Source organism: Halolactibacillus sp. JCM 19043 (genome assembly GCF_001310395.1).
GTDB lineage: Bacteria > Bacillota > Bacilli > Bacillales > Amphibacillaceae > Halolactibacillus > Halolactibacillus miurensis.
In genome coordinates, this window is the sequence record NZ_BAXD01000035.1 from 1 (window position 1) to 24,969 (window position 24,969).

18 protein-coding genes, 4 pseudogenes, 1 riboswitch and 1 other annotated feature are annotated in these 24,969 nt (G+C 39.3%); of the genes and pseudogenes, 16 read left to right on the top strand and 6 right to left on the bottom strand.

Going from position 1 to position 24,969, the window contains the following annotated elements:
• Window positions 1–284 precede the first annotated feature (284 nt).
• From dapF to JCM19043_RS13175, 4 genes and pseudogenes are all read left to right on the top strand, one after another.
• Window positions 285–1,155 (top strand): annotated as a pseudogene (dapF, locus tag JCM19043_RS13160) (diaminopimelate epimerase).
• Between the two features lie 118 nt (window positions 1,156–1,273).
• On the top strand, window positions 1,274–1,606 hold the full coding sequence (locus JCM19043_RS13165; protein ID WP_062323163.1) for an iron-sulfur cluster assembly accessory protein: 333 nt from the start codon (window positions 1,274–1,276) through the stop codon (window positions 1,604–1,606).
• 544 nt (window positions 1,607–2,150) lie between these two features.
• Window positions 2,151–3,200 (top strand): glutathione synthase, encoded by a 1,050-nt coding sequence (gshB, locus tag JCM19043_RS13170; protein ID WP_062323165.1) that lies wholly within the window; start codon window positions 2,151–2,153, stop codon window positions 3,198–3,200.
• On the top strand, window positions 3,193–5,214 hold the full coding sequence (locus JCM19043_RS13175) for a flavohemoglobin expression-modulating QEGLA motif protein (protein WP_062323167.1): 2,022 nt from the start codon (window positions 3,193–3,195) through the stop codon (window positions 5,212–5,214). The genes gshB and JCM19043_RS13175 overlap by 8 nt, the downstream gene beginning before the upstream one ends.
• A gap of 115 nt (window positions 5,215–5,329) precedes the next feature.
• Here JCM19043_RS13175 and JCM19043_RS13180 read toward each other — a convergent pair whose 3' ends face one another.
• On the bottom strand, window positions 5,330–6,319 hold the full coding sequence (locus tag JCM19043_RS13180) for an NAD(P)/FAD-dependent oxidoreductase (RefSeq protein WP_062323169.1): 990 nt from the start codon (window positions 6,317–6,319) through the stop codon (window positions 5,330–5,332).
• 172 nt (window positions 6,320–6,491) lie between these two features.
• Between JCM19043_RS13180 and JCM19043_RS13185 the strand changes: the two genes are divergently transcribed.
• Window positions 6,492–7,703 (top strand): NAD(P)/FAD-dependent oxidoreductase, encoded by a 1,212-nt coding sequence (locus tag JCM19043_RS13185; protein ID WP_062323172.1) that lies wholly within the window; start codon window positions 6,492–6,494, stop codon window positions 7,701–7,703.
• Between the two features lie 92 nt (window positions 7,704–7,795).
• On the opposite strand, the gene JCM19043_RS13190 is transcribed toward JCM19043_RS13185, so the two are convergent.
• A complete protein-coding gene (locus JCM19043_RS13190; protein WP_062323173.1) occupies window positions 7,796–8,269 on the bottom strand; it encodes a divergent PAP2 family protein in 474 nt (157 codons plus the stop codon).
• Window positions 8,270–8,423: 154 nt separating this feature from the next.
• The gene (gene deoD, locus JCM19043_RS13195; protein ID WP_062323176.1) at window positions 8,424–9,131 is read right to left on the bottom strand and encodes a purine-nucleoside phosphorylase; all 708 of its coding nucleotides are present in this window, start codon (window positions 9,129–9,131) and stop codon (window positions 8,424–8,426) included.
• A 254-nt stretch (window positions 9,132–9,385) separates the two neighbouring features.
• Here deoD and JCM19043_RS13200 point away from each other — a divergent pair, with 254 nt between their 5' ends.
• Window positions 9,386–9,649: a phosphocarrier protein HPr gene (locus JCM19043_RS13200; protein WP_062323178.1), complete on the top strand. Its 264-nt coding sequence runs from the start codon at window positions 9,386–9,388 to the stop codon at window positions 9,647–9,649.
• A 122-nt stretch (window positions 9,650–9,771) separates the two neighbouring features.
• Here the strand turns inward: JCM19043_RS13200 and JCM19043_RS13205 are convergent, their stop codons facing one another.
• A complete protein-coding gene (locus JCM19043_RS13205) occupies window positions 9,772–10,941 on the bottom strand; it encodes a MalY/PatB family protein (protein WP_062323179.1) in 1,170 nt (389 codons plus the stop codon).
• Between the two features lie 249 nt (window positions 10,942–11,190).
• Between JCM19043_RS13205 and yugI the strand changes: the two genes are divergently transcribed.
• The 9 genes and pseudogenes from yugI to metK all read left to right on the top strand — a co-directional run bounded on the left by yugI (window position 11,191) and on the right by metK (window position 20,251).
• Window positions 11,191–11,568 carry a S1 domain-containing post-transcriptional regulator GSP13 gene (gene yugI / locus JCM19043_RS13210; protein ID WP_062323182.1) on the top strand — a complete coding sequence of 126 codons (378 nt, stop codon included), beginning with the start codon at window positions 11,191–11,193 and terminating at the stop codon, window positions 11,566–11,568.
• A gap of 218 nt (window positions 11,569–11,786) precedes the next feature.
• Window positions 11,787–13,132 (top strand): annotated as a pseudogene (locus JCM19043_RS13220) (glucose-6-phosphate isomerase).
• Window positions 13,133–13,298: 166 nt separating this feature from the next.
• Entirely contained in the window at window positions 13,299–14,330 is a 1,032-nt protein-coding gene (locus JCM19043_RS13225) for a M20/M25/M40 family metallo-hydrolase (protein ID WP_062323200.1), read from the top strand.
• A gap of 161 nt (window positions 14,331–14,491) precedes the next feature.
• Window positions 14,492–14,627, top strand: a riboswitch (FMN riboswitch).
• 149 nt (window positions 14,628–14,776) lie between these two features.
• Window positions 14,777–15,367 (top strand): ECF transporter S component, encoded by a 591-nt coding sequence (locus JCM19043_RS13230; protein WP_062323185.1) that lies wholly within the window; start codon window positions 14,777–14,779, stop codon window positions 15,365–15,367.
• Window positions 15,368–15,514: 147 nt separating this feature from the next.
• On the top strand, window positions 15,515–16,219 hold the full coding sequence (locus JCM19043_RS13235; protein WP_062323187.1) for a response regulator transcription factor: 705 nt from the start codon (window positions 15,515–15,517) through the stop codon (window positions 16,217–16,219).
• Between the two features lie 88 nt (window positions 16,220–16,307).
• Window positions 16,308–17,535, top strand: a pseudogene (locus tag JCM19043_RS13240) (DNA polymerase IV).
• 95 nt (window positions 17,536–17,630) lie between these two features.
• Window positions 17,631–18,194, top strand: a complete 564-nt coding sequence (locus tag JCM19043_RS13245) for a hypothetical protein (RefSeq protein WP_062323189.1) — start codon at window positions 17,631–17,633, stop codon at window positions 18,192–18,194.
• A gap of 67 nt (window positions 18,195–18,261) precedes the next feature.
• Window positions 18,262–18,732 (top strand): RNA deprotection pyrophosphohydrolase, encoded by a 471-nt coding sequence (gene ytkD, locus JCM19043_RS13250; protein ID WP_062323191.1) that lies wholly within the window; start codon window positions 18,262–18,264, stop codon window positions 18,730–18,732.
• A 313-nt stretch (window positions 18,733–19,045) separates the two neighbouring features.
• On the top strand, window positions 19,046–20,251 hold the full coding sequence (gene metK, locus JCM19043_RS13255; protein ID WP_062323193.1) for a methionine adenosyltransferase: 1,206 nt from the start codon (window positions 19,046–19,048) through the stop codon (window positions 20,249–20,251).
• Between the two features lie 78 nt (window positions 20,252–20,329).
• Here the strand turns inward: metK and JCM19043_RS13260 are convergent, their stop codons facing one another.
• Window positions 20,330–20,893 (bottom strand): class I SAM-dependent methyltransferase, encoded by a 564-nt coding sequence (locus JCM19043_RS13260; RefSeq protein WP_062323196.1) that lies wholly within the window; start codon window positions 20,891–20,893, stop codon window positions 20,330–20,332.
• Entirely contained in the window at window positions 20,893–21,852 is a 960-nt protein-coding gene (locus JCM19043_RS13265; RefSeq protein ID WP_062323198.1) for a TIGR01212 family radical SAM protein, read from the bottom strand. Before JCM19043_RS13265 ends, JCM19043_RS13260 begins: the two co-directional genes overlap by 1 nt.
• 145 nt (window positions 21,853–21,997) lie before the next feature.
• Window positions 21,998–22,207: a binding site (T-box leader), on the top strand.
• 79 nt (window positions 22,208–22,286) lie between these two features.
• Between JCM19043_RS13265 and leuS the strand changes: the two are divergent.
• Window positions 22,287–24,704 (top strand): annotated as a pseudogene (gene leuS, locus JCM19043_RS13270) (leucine--tRNA ligase).
• Window positions 24,705–24,969 lie beyond the last annotated feature (265 nt).

A 24,969-nucleotide genomic window follows, 5' to 3' on the forward strand; every position in this document is an offset into this window, starting at 1 on the left:
CCCACCCTCTCTTTGTTTTGTGATGGTCATTGTTATTGCTTTAATTATACCAAACGGAATATAAGTTTGTCACTTCAAAAATATTCAAAACAAGCGATTCATCACCCACCTAGTGCTGACGCACTTGAGGAAGGTGTCTTCTCGCCTTAATGCGATAAATAAGAAATCAGATATTGAGAACAATAGCACAAAAGTTGTGCGTAATGATTTATATTAACCTTAATATCCGCTATACTAGAACATATTATTGTTTAATTTGAGCGTTACATAAGGGGGACTTAATAATGAAAGAAATTCATTATACAAAGATGCACGGTTTAGGAAATAGCTATATTTATATAAACACTTTTGAAGAGACACTTGCTGAAAGTGAGTTAATCTCTCTTGCGATAAAAGTCTCAAATAAAAATACAGGTATAGGATCAGATGGGTTAATTTTAATTACACCATCTGATCAAGCAGATGTTGGGATGCGTATGTTCAATAAAGATGGCTCAGAAGGAAAGACGTGTGGCAATGGGTTACGATGTGTGGCAAAATATGCATTTGAACACCAACTCGTCCAAAATGAGACGTTTGCAATTGAAACAAAAGCAGGGATGGTAGAAGCATATGTTCACCTTAATAAAGATCAAAAAGAGGTAAATGAGGTGACGATTGATATGGGGCCCTATTTTAGAAAGACAGCTGATCCCCATGCTCGGTGAGAAAGATAATCATGTGGTTAATGAACGTTTTGAGGTTGAGAATGAGACGCTTTTTGCAACAGCGGTATCGATGGGTAACCCGCACGTCATTTTCTTTGTGGATGATATTAATCAAGCGCCGCTTTATGAACTCGGACCGGTCATTACGAACGATAATCGTTTCCCAGAAGGGGTTAACGTTGAGTTTATTGAAGTCATTAGTGAGACAGAAATGCATTTTAGAGTATGGGAGCGAGGTTCTGGCGTGACAGAGGCGTGCGGAACGGGTGCGTGTGCGGCAACAGTCGCTAGTGTGCTAAATGGACAAAGCAAACGCAATGAACCAGTAACGGTTCATTTAGCCGGTGGTGATTTAACCATTACATGGGCTCATGACGGAAAAGTCTGGATGCGTGGTGCAGCTGAGACCATCACGACCGGTATTTATTTTGATCATAGTAAACATTAATTCTAAAGCTGGAGTATCAGTATGTATGGTTTAGAATGGTTCCTCAAACAGACTAATTGAACATTTTTAATCAGTTAAGTATACTAAGTAGTAGGATATAGAGAAAGGAACGGATGTCATGCTACTGATTACAGATCGAGCCAAACGACAATTTGAAGAAATGCTACAACGTGAGAGAGACAATCAGACACGTGTGCGTTTTGGAGTGAAAGATGGTCTATGCAACGGCTTATCATATACACTTGGATTTGATACACGTACGACGGATAACGATCATATAGAGACGATTAATTCTATTCCGTTTATTATTAAAAAATCAGATGTGGCTTTATTGCGTGGTGCGACGATTGATTTTGAACAAGACATGATGGGTGGAGGATTTAGTATATATAATCCCCAAGCTGAAAAGGAATGTTGTTGTTCATCAAAAGAAGAAGAGGAAGTTTATTAATAACATACTAAAAATGATGACAGTTGATGAGGTCATACCAAGTGCAATCATTTATAGCCGAAAATTAACTCATGATATAAATAGCAACGCATGATACTATCCGCTGTATCTGCGTTGTCTTTTTGTATGTAAATAAAGCAGACGCTTTTCAACCAACCGTTGATATAACAAGGTTTAAATTACCCCTGCATGATTATTATGTCAATTAAAAATTTAGCTATCTTTTCTAAAAATAAGGTGCTATAATTTCTTTGTTATCTCGGGTATAAACGGATTCTAAAGCCTATCACGCGCATTATGTATTCGTTATCATGCCATGAAATACTAGCAGAGATGAGAGGTAAATGAGTCAAAGATATCTCATAGACAACAACAGGCTTGGTCTATTAAAAGATAGGGTATAAGTATGATAAGTGCGGTTAAAACTGTAGGCAATCATTCAATGAGATGATTGCCTCATTAATTGGCGAACGTACGAATGCTGTTAAGTATGTGAATAGGTCATCTCTCACAAAAAACTATTATAATACGAGGAGAATGCATAATGAATATTTGTTTTATTATTAATCACTGGGACAAAATGGTGCCAGAAACTGAATCAACGCTACGAATTATCCACGAGGCTTGTAAAAGAAACCATAATGTAGGGATCCTTTATACGACAAATTTGACAATAAGAAATAATGAGACTTATGGGTTTATTAAAATGATCAACAAAATGGATAATATTTCAGATAATATGGTCACGTTTTATAAGAAAGTACAGTTTAAAGAACAAATGTTACCACTTACGGGGTTCGATGTCGTCTTTTTAAGAAAAAATCCTCCGGTAGACAACTTACTATTAAACTTCCTAGATTCTATCAATGATGATGTGTTTATCGTCAATAATATTCACGGTATCAGAAAAGCCAATAATAAATTGTATACGACCACTTTCCATGATCCAGATAACGAATATATTCCGAAAACGTATGTATCTAAGAATATTGACTATTTAAAACGAATTGTGGCTGAAAGTGAACATGAGAAAATGATTTTAAAACCCGTAGATGGTTACGGAGGTAGTGGTGTCATTATTATTGAAAAAACGGCAACACAAAACCTTAACTCGCTTTTAGATTTTTATATTAATACGGATAAAGGGAAAAAGTATGTCATGCTGCAAGAGTATATTGAAGGGGCAGAGAACGGCGATGTTCGTGTCATGATTTTAAATGGTAAAGTGATCGGGGCTTATCGCCGCGTGCCAAACAAAGGGGATATTCGCTCGAATATCCATGCGGGTGGTTCAGCAGAGAAATATACGTTAACAGCGGATGAAATGGCTGTTTGTAAAACAATCGCAAAAAAATTAAAAGATGATGGGATCTATTTTGCTGGTATTGATTTAATCAATAAAAAATTACTTGAAGTGAACGTACAAAGTCCTGGTGGAATTGTGAATATTAATAAATTCAATAAGGTTAAACTCCAGCGTGATGTGATTGACTTTGTTGAAGATGTTGTGAGAGACAAAGAAAACCAACTAAAAGAGAAGAGTCATAAGATTCGAAACCGAGAGTCTTATAAAAATGAGGTTAACAATGTATAAGTTATCGGTTGAGGAAATCATTGAGAAAATTAATCGTGAGGAAGTTTTTTCTGCTACGAACACAGCGGGTGGTTTTACGTTGCATATTGAGAAATATGTGCCGTTTATTTGTGCTGCTGTTCATGACGGTAGCTCGATGAGTGATTTCTTGACAGGTCAATGTGCGCTTGATGAACGCTCGCGGTGGAATGAAGAAGATCCATTTACCGGTAAATTTATCGAATCATTACCGATTAGAATCATTGGTAATGATTCACGGTATTACTACGATCTCAATCGATCAGAAGAGGAAGCGATTTATGATGTTGCTTGGGGTAAAGTTGTGTGGCGTGAACCACTTACCCCTGATGTCAAGCTGTTAAGTTTAAGTCGACACCGGGAGTTTTATGCTGTCTTAAACGCCTTAATCAAGAAGATTGAAACGAAGTTTGGTGCAGCCATCTTGTATGATATTCATTCGTATAACTATCAACGGGAAGTGATTGAGCACGCCCATCCTGTCTTTAACTTAGGTACAGAGAATGTGAATAAACATCGTTACGGAAAATATGTGACGCGATTATTAAAAGAATTAAAGAAAATCAGTTTTGATAATATTGAAAATACGGTCGCAGAAAATGATGTGTTTTTTGGACGAGGCTATGTATCGAAGTTTGTAACAAAAAACTTTGAAAATACAGTCGTTATGCCAATTGAAGTCAAGAAGATTTATTGTGATGAAAACACAGGGGATATTTATCCTGAGGTAATTGACCGCATTACGGAGGGTATGAAGAAGGCAATTATGGCAACATCGTTATACTTTAATAATCGTGAATGTGATCAGAAAATCAGCAATAAAACAAAACTGTTATCAAACGTAGATGACCCCGTGTTATTGTCGATTGATAAAAAATTGTACAAGATGTTAAGGAGTTTTGAGACATTATTGTACGTGAACCCAAAAAATTTAGAACAAAGCAGAAAACAATTTTTCGATTCAAATTACCGAAAAGAGCCTGAGTTTACTTATCGACCACTCAATATCGATCCTTACGAATTAAAGAAGCGGCTATATGAATTACCGGTAGCTGATATTTATGATATCTCGATCCAGCGCCTGTATAAAGATATCATTCAGGAGTATGCCATTACGATTGATATGTTAGCAGCACGTGGAACGGATGACTTTTTATACAATTCACTTAGACTATACGGAAAACCGGATAAGGTGGACGTGATGAATGCCAATTATATCATTCAGTCGTATGGTTTAGATAATGAAGCACCGAAAACACTCACAAAAGAAGAAGTACGGCAACGATTTGCCTTTGCGCTTAAAGAGTGGAACATGGGGGGCAAATTAACTTTTGGTAAGAATATGGCGGCTAGAATGATGGTCAACTCGGCTAAAAAAACATTGGTGATTAATGAAAAAGCTAAGTTTAATGAAAATGACATAAAGTTATTATCCCAACATGAAATTGGTGTGCATATGCTAACAACGATGAATGCCAATAAACAACCACTTAAATTCTTGTTGCTTGGCACACCTAACAATGTGGAAACGCAAGAAGGTTTAGCGGTCTTATCAGAATTTTTAACGGGTACGATGCATATTAATCGCTTGAAAGATTTGGCTTACCGCGTTATTGCCGTCAACATGATGGTAAAAGGTAAAGGGTTTAGAGAAATCTTTGAATACTTTGTCGATGAATATCACTTCACTCGTGACAAAGCATTTGATTTAACCGCAAGAGTCATGCGTGGTGGTGGCTTTACGAAGGACTACTTGTATCTTAGAGGTTTTATTAAAATCTATAATCAACATAAGCGAGGGGACTCATTCGAGCATTTACTCATCGGCAAAACGTCGGTTGAATATAGTGATTTACTAAAAGAATTAATTGGCCGTGGGTATGTTAAGCGTCCCCAACACACCAATGACATCTTTAAAACGGGTGAAGTTGATGATGAAATCATGACGTATATTCTTCAGAGTACAAGAAGTATAGAGTCTCACATTGAGTTTTAAAAGGCATTTAAATGACGATGAAAACATCTGTTCATTTATCATCTACTAGACAAAGAACTAAAAGACCTGATGTCACGCGATATGGCGTAACGTCAGGTCTATTCGAGTTCATCGGCTATTCAAACATACTCGTTGAGTGTTTGGGTTGCAACCGCTCTTTTGGTTCCATATGATTGATCGCGTTATTAATCGCTGTTGGCCCCTCGCCAAAACCAGTAGCAATTAATTTAACTTTACCAGGATACGTACAAATATCACCCGCTGCGTAAATACCTTCTACCGCTGTCTCCATGCGTGAGTTAACAACGATGCTGTTCTTCTCAATCTCTAGTCCCCAATTTTTAATGGGACCGAGTGATGAGATAAAACCATAGTTAACAATCACGTCATCGACGTTAATTGTTAACGTCTTGTCCCCTTTGACCTCTTTAAGTACGACTGATTCGATTTGGTCTTTACCGTGTAGGGCTTCAGGGACGTAAGGAGTGACAACATTGACCGATGATTGTTGAAGTTTCTCAACACTATGCTCATGTGCTCTAAATTGATCACGTCGGTGCACAAGGGTCACTTCTTTGGCGATTGGTTCTAACATGAGTGCCCAGTCTAATGCCGAATCACCCCCACCAAATAATACAACCCGTTTATCTTTGAATTTCATCATTTGATCGACGTAATAATGTAGATTACGCCCTTCATATGCTTCTGATTCTTTTAACGCGAGTTTACGCGGTTGAAAGGCACCATTCCCTGCGGTAATAATGATCGTCTTGCTGAAATGTGTCTCTTTGTTTGTTTCAATCATAAACGACCCGTCGTCTTGTTTGGTTACGTTTTGTACGTTTTCTTCAAGACAATAGGTTGGGTTGAACATCCTGACTTGTTCTTCTAAGTTACTGACTAAGTCTTGTGCGCGTACTTTAGGGAAACCGGCAATATCATAAATATATTTCTCCGGGTAAAGCGCGCTTAATTGTCCGCCGGTATGTGGTAAGCTTTCAATAATCTTAACTTTCTTTTGGCGAAGACCGCCATAAAAGGCAGTGAAAAGTCCAACAGGACCTGCACCGATAATTGTTATATCGTATAGTTGATTTTCTTCCATTTGTTTATCCCCCATTTGATCGTTAAATACATTCAATATTCTAACATACTTTAGTAAGAGATGAATCGATAATGCTTTTAAGGATTTTTCATTGTAAAAATGAATGAAACAAGATAAGATTAAATTATGACGAATTTGTGACGGAATGATAGGATAGAGAGGACGAACGTTTATGACCCATATTGTCGTATTAGGGGCCGGGTATGCTGGCCTGACCACGGTACTCAGGCTGCAGAAAAAATTAAAACATCAAGATGTTTTCATAACACTGATTAATAAACATCGTTATCACTACCAAACGACGTGGTTGCATCGCTGTGCGGTTGGTCTCTATTCAGAAGACTTAGCACGGATTGACTTAGCTACCGTTCTTGACGAAAAACGAGTGACACTGAAAAAAGAAACCGTTAAAAAAATAAGACCGGATATGAAACAAGTAACAACAGATCAGGCAACTTACACATACGATTATCTCGTTGTTGCCTTAGGCGCTGAAATTAATACGAGTGAAGTGCCTGGACTTGAGTCGCATGCCCATAGCATTGTCACGCTTGCCCGGGCTAATCGTTTATATAACCGCTTATTAACTGTCATTGCAGACTATCAAAAGTCAAATCGTAGTGATTCATTAAAGATCGTTGTTGGGGGTGGTGGCTTTACTGGCATTGAGTTAGTAGGGGAACTTAAAGAACAATTACCAAAATTACTTGAACAATACCAAGTCTCTCCGACAAAAGCTCAAATTACACTAATTGAAAAGGCCTCAACGGTGTTACCGGAATTTAATTTAGAACTCGGGGAATATGCGTTAAGTCAACTTGAGGCAGAATATATTGATATTAAATTACAAACAGCAATTAAAGCCATCGCGCGTCACACAGTTAAGGTTGAACGTGGTGGTATTATTGAGGAATTGCCCCACGATTTATTTATCTGGACCGCAGGGGTGTCAACGCATGCCATTCTTCAAACAGCGCTATTTCAACATCAGGCGGGTCCTGTTAGATTAACAGATGATTTAACCGTTGAAGGCTACCCGGATGTATACATCATCGGCGATGCCGCCGAGACAACAGGACAATCAAATGAAAAAGTGCTCCCTAATGCTGATTTAGCGATTCAAAAGGGCAAATATTGTGCTAATCACTTACTGGCGAAGATAGATGATAAACAGAGACCGAGTCACTTTAGTTTTAAAGCTTATGGTAGTCGGATTGCTTCTATAGGTCAGCGTGATGCGATTGGTTTGTTGTGGAACAAAAAGAAGGTAGTAGGTTATACTGCTGCGATGATTAAACGGGTAACGGATCACATTGTCGTATTACAAATGGGGGGACTTGTTTTTTGGTCGCACGTCTTTAAAAGGTCGCGACGGGAAAGATAGATTAGTCGTCATTTTTCATTAAGTCAAAAAAAGCTGTTCCTCCAGATTCATTGGAGGAGACAGCTTTTTTTGACATTTGCTATGTCTAAAGTTTAGAAAAGTGGGTACATCAAGAAGGCTAAGATAATCCCCGTTAACCCACCGAAAAACACTTCAATTGGTTGATGACCGAGTAACTCTTTTAATTCTTTTCTACGCTCATACTCTTTCTTTTTTGTCCATACTTTTGCTTCATCTACAAAGTATTGAAAGTCTTTCACTAACATATTTAACACAATCGCTTGTTCACCAGCTTGACGGCGTATCCCGGTTGCATCGAACATAATGATGATACTAAAAATAACAGACGCCGCGAATAATCCTGAAGTAACCCCGTGTTCAATGCCAATCCCTGTTGTTACAGCTGTGACAGCCGCAGAGTGGCTACTTGGCATGCCACCTGTACTAAAGGCAAGGCCAGGTTTAAATTCACGTGTCGCAATGAAATGAATCGGTACTTTTACACCTTGGGCGAAAAAAATCGCAAACAAAGCGGTCATTAATGGAAAGTTCTGAAAGATGGTCACGCTTGATCGATCCCTTCTGTCTCTGTCGATTGATATCATCTAGTATAACACAGCCTAAAGACATTCGTCATCGAAATGATGTCGTTATAGAAAAACACTTACCTCAATGAAATCATCGAGATAAGTGTTGGTGTTGAATTAATGTCAAAACAAACTATTGAATCACAGCGTCTAAGGCAACGACAATCATGTCGTTAAAGGTTGTTTGACGTTCTTCAGCGGTTGTCTCTTCTCCAGTTAAAATGTGGTCAGAAACAGTAAGGACTGAAAGTGCTTGACGGTTGTATTTAGCCGCAAGTGTATAAAGGGCGGTCGTTTCCATTTCTACACCGAGTACTTGATAATCCGCTAACTTATTGAATAAATCTAAAGCGTTATCTCTGTAAAAGCTATCACTCGTGAAGACGTTACCGACGCGGAGTTTTAAGCCTTTTTCTATACCAGTGTCATAAGCTTTTTTAAGTAAGTCAAAGTCAGCGATAGGAGCATAATCAATGCCACCAAAAGTCATTCGATTCATCTGGGAGTCAGACGTCGAACCTTGTGCGAGAATAACGTCCCTTACTTTAACATCTTTCTGTAAGGCACCACACGTGCCCACACGTACAAGTTTCTGTACACCGTATTCTTGCATGAGTTCGTTAATATAAATCGAGATAGAAGGAACCCCCATACCTGTCCCTTGGACCGATACTTTTACACCTTTATAAGTCCCCGTATAACCTAACATTCCCCGAACTTCGTTATAACATACAGGGTTCTCTAAAAAATTTTCAGCGATGTATTTCGCGCGTAAAGGATCACCTGGCAATAGTATTTTATCCGCAATCTCACCTTGTTTTGCTCCGATATGAGTACTCATAACTAAAAAGCCTCCTTGATTCATTTGATAAGATAACGGTATCATAAAAAAATTAAAAATACAACTGAAAATCCGAACGTTAACTAGGAATAAATGTAAGTTAACAAAACAAACTTAGACAATTCGTACTAAAAGAATGAAAACGTTATAATAAAGCTTGTAAACATATTTATTTCATGGTAAATTTCGTATATAATAGTATATATTCATCATCATCCGTGATGAATGAATTTATGAAGATGGGAGGAATCATAGTGAAAGAACAAACGTTTACAATTACTGATGACACAGGTATTCATGCACGTCCAGCGACGCTTTTAGTGAACAAAGCAGGACAATATGAATCACACGTAGAAATGCATTACAATGGTAAAGCAGTTAACTTAAAATCAATCATGGGTGTTATGTCTTTAGGTGTACCTAAAGGCGCTGAAATCAAAGTCACTGTTGAAGGGTCTGATGAAGATCAAGCAATAGAAGGCATTTCTTCAGCAATCCGTGAACAATTAGGCGAATAATTTTTGTCGCATACTTAAAAAAGAAGCATGGCGCGTACGTTGCGGCCATGCTTCTTTTTCATTTATCTTCATATCGTTTTAAACGTACGGTTAGGGTATGGATGTAAAATATCTCAGCAATACTATGCCTTATTATCGAGTGCCTTTGTTAGTTTATCGAGCGCTTCTGTTATATAAGTCGTTGGACTAGCAATATTCATCCGCATAAAGCCACTGCCATTTTCACCGAAAGCAATTCCGCTGTTAAGACCGAGCCCCACCTCTTTTTCCATCCATGTTTTTAAGTCATCGTGACTCATTCCTAGATGGTTGAAGTCTAACCAAAGTAAATAGGTGCCCTCTGCTTGTGTGACAGTCACGCTATCATAAGGTTCAAGCGTTGTCTCCACGAGCGTTTTATTCGTTGTCAGTAAGTCGATGAGCTGACTAAGCCAATCCTCACCTTGGGTATAAGCCGCTTCAAGTGCGGTAATACCTAGTGGATTTAACATCGTCATACCAAATCGAACAAACGCATTTTTAATTTGCGTTCGGATCTTCTTGTCCGGAATGATCGCATAAGAAATCTGTAACCCGGCTAGGTTAAATGTTTTTGTGGGTGACATCAGCGTAATGATTGGATGACTTGCTACTGAGTCGAGCGACGCCATCGGTGTATGCTTGTGTCCTGAGTAAACAAGATCAGCGTGAATTTCATCCGATACGATGAGGACGTGATATTGCTTTGCTAATTCAAGAACACGTTGTAACTCTTTTTTTGTCCATACCCGCCCAATAGGGTTATGAGGACTACAAAGAATCATCATCTTCACGCCAGTTTTGAACTGGACTTCTAAATCATTAAAGTCCATGGTATAGTGACCTTCGGTATTGATGAGTGGACTTGTAACTAAAGTACGGTTGTGTCGTTTAATCATATGCTGGAAAGGGTGATACACGGGTGTTTGAATTAAGATTTTATCTAATTCATCCGTTTGTGTCAAAATCGTCATATGAATCGTTTCGAGGACGCCTGGACTGTAAACAATATCGTTAGATGCAACATCAAAGTTATGATGGTTTTTAACCCAATCGATGACGACTTTATTCAGTGCTTCATCAGTGAAGGTATAGCCGAATATGCCGTGATCGACGCGCTCATGTAACGCTTTTTTAATCGGTGAGGCAATCTCTAAATCCATATCCGCTACCCATAGTGGCTGGACATTATCTGAGCCGTATAATTCTTGTACTTTATCCCACTTGACTGACCGTGTACCTTTACGGTCAGGAAAGGTATTGAAATGCTCCATTTGTATAACCTCCTAGTCATAATCTATCATTATCAAGTTGTTTAGCATTATAACATAACTTACGTTGTCAGTTCTAATCATCTGCCGCTTGTCCGGTTATAGAAAAAACACTGAATAAAGTTGAGGGTAAATGCTTGTAAAAATGGGGGTTCATGTGGTAGAATCAATAATTGTGTATAAACGCTATCGGTAAATCCAATGACAGTATGTCGTTTTAGATTTGTCAAAATTAAATGAGGAGTTGTAATTATGTCAGAAAAATTCACTGAAGGTCAAGTATTACAAGGGAAAGTTACGGGTGTTCAACCTTACGGCGCATTCGTTGCATTAGATGATCAAGTACAAGGTTTAGTTCACATTTCAGAAATCACTCACGGGTTCGTTAAAGATATTAACGATCACATTAAAGTGGGCGATGAAGTAAACGTGAAGATTCTTTCAATTGATGAAGCGAAAAACAAGTATTCTTTATCTATTCGTGCAACTGAAGAAGCACCAAAACAAAAAGCACCACGTAACAACAATAAGCCAAAGCAATCTTATACCCCTCAACAAGAGGAACAAGGATTCAACACGCTTAAAGACAAGTTAGAAGAATGGTTAAAGCAATCAGGCCAAAATAAATAAGTATGAATGAAAGAGTAGGACTACGGTACCTGCTCTTTTTTTATGACTATAATTGATCAGATGCCTATTAATTATTCGCTATAATTAATGCGTGATTATCTCTGATTTTTCTGACAATAATCGTATTTTTTTCATTCAACGTTTGATTGTACTTGATTTCATAAGGTTTTTTAGGTAAATTAAAAGAGAAGTTTAAATTTAAAACTGGAGGGACAATAATGACACACGTACGTTTTGAGTATGACAAAGCTTTAGCCTTCTTTGGCGAGCATGAATTAGATTATTTAAAAGAGCCTGTAAAATTAGCGCATGATAAGGTACATAATAAAACAGGTGCAGGTAGCGACTTTTTAGGATGGGTAGACTTACCTGAGAACTATGATAAAGAAGAATTTGCTCGTATTAAAAAATCAGCAGAAAAAATTAAATCAGATTCTGATGTCTTACTTGTTATCGGTATTGGTGGTTCTTACTTAGGAGCGCGTGCGGCGATTGAAATGTTAAATCATTCATTCTACAACCTCCTCGGTAAAGAAGATCGCCAAGCGCCACAAGTGATTTTTGTTGGTAACAGCATCAGTTCAACTTACATGCACGACCTCTTTGATCTATTAAAAGATAAAGACGTGTCAGTTAACGTTATCTCTAAGAGTGGAACAACAACAGAACCAGCGCTTGCTTTCCGTGTCTTCCGTAAGTTCTTAGAAGATAAATACGGCGTAGAAGAAGCGAAATCACGTATTTACGCAACGACAGACCGTGAAAAAGGGGCACTTAAAACATTGGCGACAGAACAAGGTTATGAAAGCTTTATCATTCCTGACGATGTTGGTGGCCGTTATTCAGTACTGACAGCGGTTGGTTTATTACCCATTGCGGCAAGTGGGGTCAATATTGATGACATGATGGAAGGGGCTCACCAAGCACAGGTTGACTTTAGTGAACCGGATTTAGATAAGAACCCTGCATATCAATATGCGGCTGTGCGTAATGTCCTTTACAATAAAGGTAAAACAATTGAAATGCTGATTAACTATGAACCAGCATTACAATACTTCAACGAATGGTGGAAGCAACTGTTTGGTGAAAGTGAAGGGAAAGACTTTAAAGGGATTTACCCATCATCAGCTAACTTTTCAACCGATCTTCACTCATTAGGTCAATACGTACAAGAAGGACGTCGTGATATTTTTGAAACAGTGCTTCACGTTGAATCACCACGTCATGACTTAACAATTGAAGAAGACCCACAAGACTTAGATGGCTTGAATTATCTTGCCGGTGAGACCGTTGACTTTGTGAATGAAAAAGCGTACCAAGGTACCCTCTTAGCTCATACAGATGGTCAAGTACCTAACCTCATTGTTCACTTACCAGAATTAAATGCTTATACATTCGGTTATGTGCCTACTTCTTTGAAAAGGCATGTGCGATTAGCGGTTACTTACTCGGTGTGAATCCATTTGATCAACCAGGTGTAGAAGCTTATAAGAAAAACATGTTTGCTTTACTTGGTAAACCAGGATTCGAAGAAGAGAAAAAAGCGTTAGAAAAACGTTTGTAATTTTTTAACGATTAACAATCAAGGTGTCCTAGGATGCCTTGATTTTTTTCGTTAAAGAAGCGATACTAATAAAAGTGCGTGGCTCTTTTGATGAGCAAGAACAGAGAATGTCCAATAAAAGCTACAGGAGGCGTTACTATTGACGTTAGAAAATCAAGATTTTTTAATGACCTTACTTAAAACGCCATCTCCGTCTAGTATGGAAATGGCGATTCAAAAAACGTGGATCGACTACATGAAACCGTATGCTGATGAGATCATTACTGATCATGCCGGTAATGCGATTGCCGTCTTAAATAAAGAGGCAGATTTTAAAATTTTACTGGCGGGACATTGCGATGAAATTGCGCTCGTGATTAATCGGATAGATGAGAATGGTTTTTTATACTTTGATAAAATGGGTGGTGTCAACCCGAAGGCTGCCATTGGGATGCGTGTGCATGTAATGGGTAGTCATAAAACGTTGACTGGAGTAATTGGTGTGAATGCCCAGCACCATGGTGGCATAAAAGGAGACTTTGATGTCGATGATCTATACATTGATTGTGGGGCAAAGTCGAAAGAAGAGATCAGTGCGTTTGTTCAAATTGGTGATCTGGCCGTATATGACCGTTCACCTGATGTATTGATGGACCGCTATATTACCGGTCGCGGTCTTGATAACCGTACCGGGCAGTTTATTGTTGGAGAAGTCTTACGTAAACTAAAAGGAAAAGACTTAAATGTCGGTGTCTATGCCGCGAGTACGGTCAATGAAGAGACGAATATGGGTGGGGCTTACTTTGCGGCAAGTGGGATTAATCCAACGCTTGCGATTGCGTGTGATGTGACATTTGCGACAGATTATCCACATGTCAATAAAAACAAATACGGAGATATCATTCTTGACGGTGGACCAGTCCTTGCCAAAGGTGCTCCGATTAACCGAAAAATCAATCAATGGTTAGAAGCAGCAGCCAAACGTTTAAATATGGACGTGCAGTATGAATTAACGCCGCGTATGACGGGAACGGATGCTGATAAAATGCGTTTAACTAATCAAGGTGTGCCGGTTAGCTTAGTGTCTTTACCGCTACGTTATATGCACTCACCTGTTGAAACCGCAAGTATTAAAGATATTGAAGAAGAAATCGATTTAATCGTCGATTGGATCCTTCATATGACAGGTAAAGAAAATTTAAATCCGTTAGAAGACTAGTCATTACCCGTCTCATTATAATTGAGGCGGGTTTTGTGTCTCTTTTTTTAAACGGAGAGGCACTTTAAATACATAACTTTAAACTTTGTGAAAAAAGTTCATGCAAAACTCTTCACTTTTTTCATAAGTCGCGCTATACTGTAACTATAATAAAATATCGATTGAATCTTCGGGGCAGGGTGTAATTCCCGACCGACGGTAACTAACCTTTGTTAGAAGTCCGTGACCCGCACGTGTGCGGTGGATCTGGTGAGAGTCCAGAGCCGACAGTTAAAGTCTGGATGGGAGAAGATATGGAGTAAAATGGTCATCGACCATTTATTTCTTGATGCCATTAAACCTAAAGCCCAAAGTATGTGCTTTAGGTCTTTTTAATGTTCAAGAATGTTACTCTCCCTTCATCATAAAGATCCCAATCGATAAACAAGATGAAGGAGGATGTCGACATGAAAAAAGGTCAAACATCACAATTAACAAAACTGATTATTTTATCACTCTTTGGAACGGTCTCGATGGTTTTACTGTTTTTAAACTTTCCATTACCTTTCCTACCACCGTATTTAAAAGTAGATTTTGGTGAAGTACCAACACTACTTGCGGCGCTTATCTTCTCGCCAATGGCGGGTGTGGTTGTGCAATTGATTAAAAACCTGCTTTACCTTGCATTATCAGGTGCAGCCGATCCGGTGGGTGTGTTAGCTAACTTTATCGCTGGTGTGACGTTTGTTGTGCCAATTGCGATGGTTTATCACAAGTACAAAGGTCAAAAAAGTCTCATTTCCGGTCTTGTTGTCGGAACTGTCGTTATGACCATTGCGATGGGTATCTTAAACTATTTTGTATTACTACCAATTTATAGTGCGTTTATGGGCTTTGAACAACTAACACCAAGTGTTTTACTTGGAACGATCTTTGCGGGCGTTGTCCCTTTCAACTTAATTAAAGGTGTCATTGTCTCCATTCTATTTGTCCCGTTATTTGTTAAGTTGAAGCCGTGGATTGCTCAAAAACAGGCTCATGTGAAACTATCAGCTTAATTTGAGTCTTTTACTAAAAGCTATGCCATTTTCGGCATAGCTTTTTATGTGGCTTTTTTTACATAAACTTTACCTTCTATTCATTTCTAGCTAACATCTATTCGTTAGACTAAATACTAGATATTTATAGACGAAGAGGGTGAAAGGATGTCACGTGTATTAATTCTTTTAAGTGAAGATAAAGAGCTCATCGCTCAAATAGAGCCGTCGTTTAAACGGGAAGGTTATTCAATTTGGGTCGTGGAATCAGAGCCGTCATTGCATTATCTAATAAGTACAGTTGAGCCAACGCATATTATTATTGATCGTGCGTTATATTATCAAAGTGCCGATCTTTGTGCGGATTTACGACGTTTAAAATTTAATGGTTGTTTAATGGTACTCGTTTCTGAACCGATGAAACTGGATGGTATGCTGTCGTTAGAGTTAGGAGCTGATGATTATTTAGTTAAACCGTTCGACCTAAGAGAGCTCTTAACACGTATCCGCGCAGTGGAAAGACGGGGGAATTTTCATTTTCTAACAGAATCCAATCAGACAATTAAGTTTGGTATCCTCTCACTCCGTGTTGATACACAAACCGCTTATGTTGAAGATAAACCGGTCACGCTCACAGAAAAAGAAGCGATGCTGCTGTATGCTTTATTGCTTCATCCGGAAAAAGTGTTAACCCGTGAAACGTTAGTAAAATTAGTGATGAGTCATGCGGAAGAATCAGATGTCCGTATCATCGATGTTTTTATCAGTCGTCTTAGACAGAAGTTAAAAGAAGCAGGAGAGATGATAGAGACTGTCCGTAATAAAGGGTACCGTTTGCGAATCAACAAAGGAAGTGATGTCTCGCTTGAATAAAGTGATGGAACAAATATCCTCTAGAAAAAGAACGTGTGTTCGTTTATAATGAGATAAACAACGCGGTCTTACTCTGGAGGTTTTTTTAATGGAACGGATTATTTTTTTAGTCGATATGCAGTCATTTTATGCCTCTATTGAAAAAGTGACACATCCGCGATTTCGGCATGAACCTATCGTTGTTGCGGGGGATCCGAATCAGCGCAGTGGCATTATCCTTGCTGCCTGTCCAAAGGCAAAAGCTTACGGAATAAAAACAGCTGAACCATTGTGGCAAGCTCGGGCTAAGTGTCCTGGTGTAAAAGTTATCAAGCCACATATGGCGCTGTATATTGATGTCTCAATGCAAATCACGCGTATTTTAGAAAAATATACAGATTTAGTGGAAGTGTATTCGATTGATGAGCAATTTGTCGATGTCACACATACGGTACATCTCTTTAAAGACCGAAATCATATGGCTCAAGCCATCCATGATGAGATTTTAGATACGATTGGGATTGAATCGCGGATAGGGATAGTCCGACAAAGGTGTTGGCTAAAATGGCGTGTGATCACTTTGCGAAAAAGCATCCAACGGGTATCTATGAGCTAACTAAAGACCAAATAGAAGCCGAATTGTGGCCTAGGCTATAGGCGATTTATTTGGTGTAGGACACCGAATGGAGGCGCATTTTAAACGAATGGGGCTCTATACGATTGGTAGTTTAGCCAACCATCCGCTTGTCTGGATTAAACAACGTTTTGGTATTAATGGAGAAGTGTTATATCGTTTTAGTCACGGTATTGATCCAAGCCCGGTGACGAAACATACCCATGTCAAACAAAAAGCGATTGGTCATCATATGACATTACCGTATGATTATGTTGAAAGGGAGGCTATTTTAGTCGTCTTACGTGAATTGTCAGAAGAAGTCGCCAGACGAACACGGAAACAACGCTATCTTGGGTCGGGCATAAATTTATATGTGAGGGGACATGACTTTCACCGTCACGATGGTTTTAAGCGACAAATGAAGCTAACTGCACCAACAGCGGTATCGGATGATATTTACGAAGCGGCAAAACGGCTATTCGATCAGTCGTGGAACGGACAACCGGTACGGTCAGTGGGGGTAACATTAACCCACTTAGAAGATAAAACGACCCGTCAATTATCGTTATTTGATGATCCGATAAAAAAGGAGCAGCTTGCCGAGGTGATGGATCATCTTAAAGAAACGTTCGGGGCTGATAGTGTGATGCGTGCATCGTCACTCACTGATGCAGGGCAAGCCAAGATTCGGGCGAAAAAAATCGGAGGGCATTGGAAATAAGGAACAGGTTTAATCGTCACGATTTTGTGGAATCAACTATTATAGTGAACGAGCGATAAATAAAAAGGTGGCTATAAAAGAAGAGGGTGGCAATAATGAAGCGAATGGTAATCAGCTTAATAACAATTATAATCATTGTCAGTGGGGCGGTTTTTGTATCAGCTTACGTGACTAAGTCTGAAAACATAGCGAATGAATCAAATAGCTATCGTCAAGCGGCAGTGAGTGATAAAGCGACGATTAAACAAACATCTATCCCTTTTACTGAAGCTGACTTAACGACACTTACAGAGGCGTATTTAACTTATATTAAACAAGAGATTGATGATGATTACCGACTAGTTCATGTCCCAACAATCGCTGAATTATATGAGCAATTTGACCAAGTGGCCACGCGGGAGGTCAGTGAGCCTCATGTGTCTTATTATTTTACTGAGACTGAAGAGGGCGTCTACTTACGTCCGACAGAATTACCCCCGTGGTTTGAAAAAGATATACCGTATGAGTTAACCGAAGTATCAGACAAAGAAGTCATTGTCGAACAAACAGTAGAAAATATAGAATTGTACGGACCTTATCACATCCAGCTACGTTTTAATTACACAGATCAATGGAGGATTAGTCAGGTCGATCTTCATTCAAGTGAACTAAATGACTAAGTAAGTGTAAAAGTGAAAAGTGGTATATGTTATACTGGTTAAAAAGAAGAGGGAGAATGGGGTTGTTATGAAGATATTTAAAGATTACTACAATAATACCGTCACTTTCTCTTTTTCCGATCATCCTTTTTCAAAAGAGCCAAAACATGTGCTTGTCATTACTCGAATTGGGAATCAGTGGTTATTAACACACCATAAAACCCGTGGACTAGAATTTCCTGGTGGGAAAGTAGAAAAAGGCGAAACGGCAATGGAAGCGGCTATTCGTGAAGTGAAAGAGGAGACCGGGGGCGATGTTGACCACCTTATTTATCTCGGTCAATATTATGTCGACGGAAAAGCTGACCAAATCGTTAAGAATGTTTATCTTGCAGATGTTGCTCAATTAATAGGCCAAGATACGTATTATGAGACGCATGGTCCGGTATTAGTGAACTGTCTCCCAAAAGAATTGAAAACGGATGAGCGATACAGTTTTATTATGAAAGATGAGGTTGTGGCGTTAGCGATTAAATGGATTGAAGAAAAAAAGCTTTAAAGCGCGGTGCTTTAAAGCTTTTGTCATGTATAAAGGGTGGAAAATGTGACAAAGTTTTTTACGTGTTAAAAAACTTCAGTAAAAATAGACAACGAATATTGACAAGCGGGAGTTGTTTAGATACGATAACATTCGTACGCTAATCGAATCGAGATTGACAAATTTCGACAAACAACTAAAAAAGACGAACAAAAAAGAAACGGTATCTGCCAATTCTCTATCTGTTCCGTTATGATAAAGTTGGCTAAGAAAACGCGCTATAAAACAAAATAAAGAGGTAACATAAGCATGTTACAGAAAGGGGAGATTTAGAATGACTCTAAATCGTCGTTTATTCACATCCGAATCCGTTACAGAAGGTCACCCAGATAAAATCAGTGATCAAATTTCTGATGCGATTTTGGATGCTATTTTAGCAAAAGACCCACTTGCGCGTGTCGCATGTGAAACAACCGTTACAACGGGGCTTGTATTAGTGAGTGGAGAGATCACAACATCAACCTATGTTGACATCCCGAAAATTGTTCGCCAAACGGTTAAAGACATTGGTTATACACGTGCCAAGTATGGCTTTGACTTTGAAACGTGTGCCGTTTTAACAGCAATTGACGAACAATCACCTGATATTGCTGGTGGAGTAGACCAAGCGCTTGAAGCGCGAGAAGGTCAAATGAATGATGAAGATATTGAAGCAATCGGTGCAGGGGACCAAGGGTTAATGTTTGGTTATGCCAACAATGAAACACCTGAACTGATGCCGTTACCGATCGCTTTATCACATAAATTAGCTAAACGCTTAAGTGATGTACGTAAAGAAAAAGTATTGGATTACCTACGTCCAGATGGTAAAACGCAAGTCACGGTTGAGTATGATGAAAATGATCGTCCCGTACGGATTGATACCATTGTTATTTCGACTCAGCACCATCCAGAAATTGAATTAAGTCAAATTCAAAAAGATATTAAAGAACACGTCATTCTTCCGGTCATTCCAAGTGACTTACTGGATGATGAGACGAAATACTTTATCAATCCAAGTGGGCGTTTTGTCATTGGTGGACCACAAGGTGATGCTGGTTTAACGGGTCGTAAGATTATTGTCGATACTTACGGTGGATACGCTCGTCACGGTGGTGGTGCTTTTAGTGGGAAAGATGCAACGAAAGTGGACCGATCAGCTTCTTATGCGGCGCGTTACGTGGCGAAGAATATTGTCGCATCTGGTCTTGCGGACCGCTGTGAAGTTCAGCTCGCATATGCGATTGGTGTCGCATCACCTGTATCGGTTGCTGTCGATACATTCGGAACAGGCAAAGTAACTGAACAGTTACTCGTTGAAGCGGTCCGTCATTTATTTGACTTGCGTCCAGCGGGGATTATTAAGATGTTAGACTTACGTCAACCGATTTTTAAACAAACAGCCGCTTACGGTCACTTCGGTCGAACGGATGTGGTCTTCCCTTGGGAGAAAACAGATAAAGCTGAAGCGATTGTACAGTATGTTGAAGCGCATCAATAAAGAGTAAGAACGTGATGTTAGAACTGAAAGTAATCGCGATTACTAGATAATGAGCAAAAAAGTCGAGAAACTTAGTTTCTACTTTTTTTTGACCGCTAAAATAAACGGTGGATGATTTTTTTGATTAATGAATCCATAACGGAGGACATCAAATGATTTTTGATCTAATTGACTTAAGTAAGCAGTTAAAGCATCTCGTTCAATGTCACCCCCAGGATGACCGTGATAGACGACGAGAATGACTAAACCGTCAAACGTTAAATGATCAATCAATGTTTTAACGGCGGTAATGGTTGAGTCAGGCGTAGTGATAATGGTTTTATCGCTGCCGGGCAAATAACCTAAATTGAAAATCGCCGCTTTAATATGACGGTTGTGTTCTGGTTTTAAATAATTTTCCACATGAGCATGTGAATCTAAAATAAGCTCGCGTGGTGGTTGTTGATGTACTTCTAAACGCTGTTTCGTAGCAGTTAATGCTTTTTCTTGTATATCAAAAGCATAGACGAACCCAGACTCACCAACGAGTTCTGACAACAATAACGTATCATGACCATTCCCCATTGTCGCATCAACAACAACGTCGCCAGGTTGAATGGTTTCTTTTAGTAATTGATGACTGTACGGGATGACGCGCTTCATTATGCAAGCACCGCCGGATATTGATTGTAATGTTTCCCTTGGTAGCTATTGCGCTTAACGAGTTCAGCATCAATGGCATTTAGGACTTCCCACTTGCTCATCGACCACATTGGACCAATCAGTAATTCAGGAGGACCATCGCCAGTAATCCGGTGAATAATCATTTCTTTCGGTAAAATCTCTAATTGGTCAACGACGAGCTGGATGTACTCATCGCGAGTCATGAATGTTAGCATGCCTTTTTCATATTGTTTCACCATAGGTGTGCCTTTGAGTAAGTGCATCATATGGATTTTAATGCCTTGAACATCCATTTCACTCACAGCTTTTGCGGTATCGAGCATCATGTGATAGTCTTCCCCGGGTAACCCGTTAATAATGTGTGTACACACATTGATGTTATGTTTTCTTAACTTCTCAACACCTTCTAAATAACACGCCATATCATGGGCACGATTAACTAAATCAGATGTTGATTGATGCATTGTTTGAAGGCCGAGTTCAACCCATAGATACGTGCGTTCGTTAAGTTCTGCTAGATACTCAACAACATCATCAGGTAAACAGTCAGGACGTGTCCCGATCGATAGCCCGACTACATTGTCTTGTTTTAAAATAAGTTCAAACTTCTCGCGCAGCTCCTCAACCGGTGCATGCGTATTAGTGTAAGCCTGGAAATAGCCCATATACTTTGCGTTCGGCCATTTTCGGTGCATTTTTTCTTTTACGGTGTTGAATTGTGTTTCTAAGTCATCGATTCTATCACCCGCAAAGTCACCCGACCCAGCCGCAGAACAAAAAGTACACCCACCGTAAGCGACGGTGCCGTCACGATTAGGACAGTCGAACCCACCGTCAAGGGCGACTTTAAAAATTTTTTCACCGAAGTGATTTTTTAAATGATAATTCCATGAATGGTAGCGTTTGTCCTCAAACGCATATGGAAAGGGATTTGTCATAAATATACGCTCCTACTTGATTAAAATAATGTTACGTTGGTTATTCTAACATAATGACAGATGGAAGGGGCATTGAGATTTGTCGATTTTTTAACATTTGCTTGACAAATAACGACGGTTTACTTACAATACGATTAAAATATGAAGAACGACAATAAAGAGGAATAGTAGGCGTGATGCGTTGTCAAGAGAGGTAACGGTCGGTGAAAGTTACTCAATGGATCAGTTGAACTCACCTGTTTGGTTGCGGTTGTGAACAATAGTAATGACCGCCGTATTCTGCGTTAAAGAATGAAAGTGAACGCCTGTTGGCGTTAATTTTGGGTGGTACCGCGGGAATGCTCTCGTCCCAGTTTTGGGATGAGGGCTTTTTTATATTTTAGAACGTATGTTCTACTTTTGTCGTTATACATAATACATGAGGAGGAGAAATAATGTCATTTAATCATCAACAGGTTGAAAAGAAATGGCGCGACTATTGGCTTTCTAATAAAACATTTAAAGCAGATACTTATTCAACGAAGGAAAAGTTTTATGCATTGGATATGTTCCCTTACCCATCAGGGGCAGGCTTACACGTTGGGCATCCAGAAGGGTATACGGCAACGGATATTCTATCACGTATGAAACGAATGCAAGGCTATGAAGTGCTTCACCCAATGGGATGGGATGCTTTTGGTTTACCGGCAGAACAGTACGCCCTTGATACAGGAAATGATCCAGCTGAATTTACAAAGAAAAACATTGATACGTTTAGACGTCAAATTCAAGAGCTTGGTTTTTCATATGATTGGGATCGTGAAATTGCCACAACGGATCCTAACTACTATAAATGGACACAATGGATCTTTTTACAACTCTATGAAAAAGGGTTAGCTTATGTCGATGAAGTAGCTGTAAACTGGTGTCCAGCACTTGGGACAGTACTTGCAAATGAAGAGGTCATCGATGGTTTGAGTGAACGTGGGGGCATCCGGTTGAGCGTCGCCCAATGAAACAGTGGATGTTAAAAATCACGGCTTATGCAGATCGTTTACTTGAGGACTTAGATGAGCTTGATTGGCCAGAAAGCATTAAAGATATGCAACGTAACTGGATTGGTCGTTCTGAAGGGGCAAATGTAACATTTGAAATAAAAAACCATGACACGTCATTTACAGCGTTTACGACACGTCCAGATACACTCTTTGGGGCGACGTATACCGTGCTTGCACCGGAACATCACCTTGTAAATGAAATAGTGACTGATGATCAACGTGAAGCGGTTGAAACATATATTGATCAAGTGAAGTCAAAAAGCGATTTAGAACGTACTGAGTTGCAAAAAGACAAGACCGGTGTGTTCACTGGTGCTTACGCGATTAATCCAATTAACGGTAAAGAAGTTCCTATTTGGATTGCTGACTATGTCCTTGTTAGTTATGGAAGTGGGGCAATTATGGCTGTTCCTGCCCATGATGAGCGCGACTATGAATTTGCGAAAAAATTCGATTTAGACATCATTCCGGTTCTTGAAGGTGGCGATATTGAAACAGCTGCTTTTACAGAAGATGGCCCGCACATTAATTCTGACTTCTTAAATGGATTAAATAAAGTAGACGGAATTAACAAAGCGATTGATTGGTTAGAAACACATCATAAGGGTGAGAAAAAAGTTACTTATCGTTTAAGAGACTGGCTCTTTAGCCGTCAACGCTATTGGGGCGAACCTATTCCAATTATTCACTGGGAAGATGGAACAACAACAGGCGTTAAAGAAGACAGCTTACACTCGTGTTGCCAAAGACAGATGAAATTAAGCCTTCAGGTACAGGTGAATCACCCTTGCGATTATTGATGACTGGGTGAATGTTGTAGATGAAGAGACAGGTATGAAAGGGCGCCGTGAAACCAATACGATGCCGCAATGGGCAGGGAGCTGTTGGTATTTCCTGCGTTTTATCGATCCGGATAACAGTGAACAATTAGCTAACCCAGAGGCGTTAAAAGACTGGCTACCAGTTGATGTGTATATTGGTGGAGCAGAACACGCTGTCTTACACTTACTTTATGCACGCTTCTGGCATAAATTCTTATATGATATCGGAGTTGTACCAACAAAAGAACCGTTTATGAAATTGTTTAACCAAGGGATGATCCTTGGTGAAAACAATGAGAAGATGAGTAAATCTAAAGGTAATGTCGTGAACCCAGATGAAATTATTGCGTCACATGGAGCGGACACATTGCGTCTCTATGAAATGTTTATGGGACCACTTGATGCATCAATTGCTTGGTCAGAAAACGGTCTTGACGGTGCGCGGCGATTCTTAGATCGCGTGTATCGCCTTTATGTTGATGAGGAAACAAGCCAGATAACGAGTAAAGTAAAAGTCGACATATCAGATGATACATTAGAAAAGGTGTATCACGAAACGGTCAAACGGGTCACGGAAAACTTTGAAGAATTGAAGTTTAATACAGGGATCTCACAAATGATGGTCTTCATTAATGAAGCGTATAAGGCGGATGAGATTAAGACCGCTTATGCGGAAGGCTTTGTGAAATTACTGTCACCTGTAGCCCCTCACTTGGCTGAAGAGTTGTGGCAACTACTTGGTAATGAAGAAACGATTGCTTATGCTGCTTGGCCAACTTTTGATGAGGAGAAGCTTGTTGAAAGTGAAGTTGAGATCGTCATTCAAATTCTAGGTAAGAACCGTGCGAAGATGATGGTTAACAAAGACATATCTAAAGAAGATTTAGAAAAACTTGCCCTAGAGCATGATCAAATCAAAGAGAAGCTAGCAGATAAAACCGTGCGTAAAGTTATTGTTGTGCCTGGTAAACTTGTTAACATCGTAGCGAATTAAATAGACAAAAAGAGTATGTACTATAATAAACGGTGCATGCTCTTTTTTTAATCCATGTCATGACTCTTGGTAAAGAATAGAGTAGAGACGTAAAGTATTTGTATATTCATCATTGACATTCAAGTAAGGATTCGTTATGATAGAAAACGTTGCATTTCGAACGCGCACATCGACATTTTTTGATAATTGTGAATATTTTATGTTGACAGTGTAAAGTCGCTATGCTATGATATATTTACTGTCTGACACGGACAGTTAATTATTT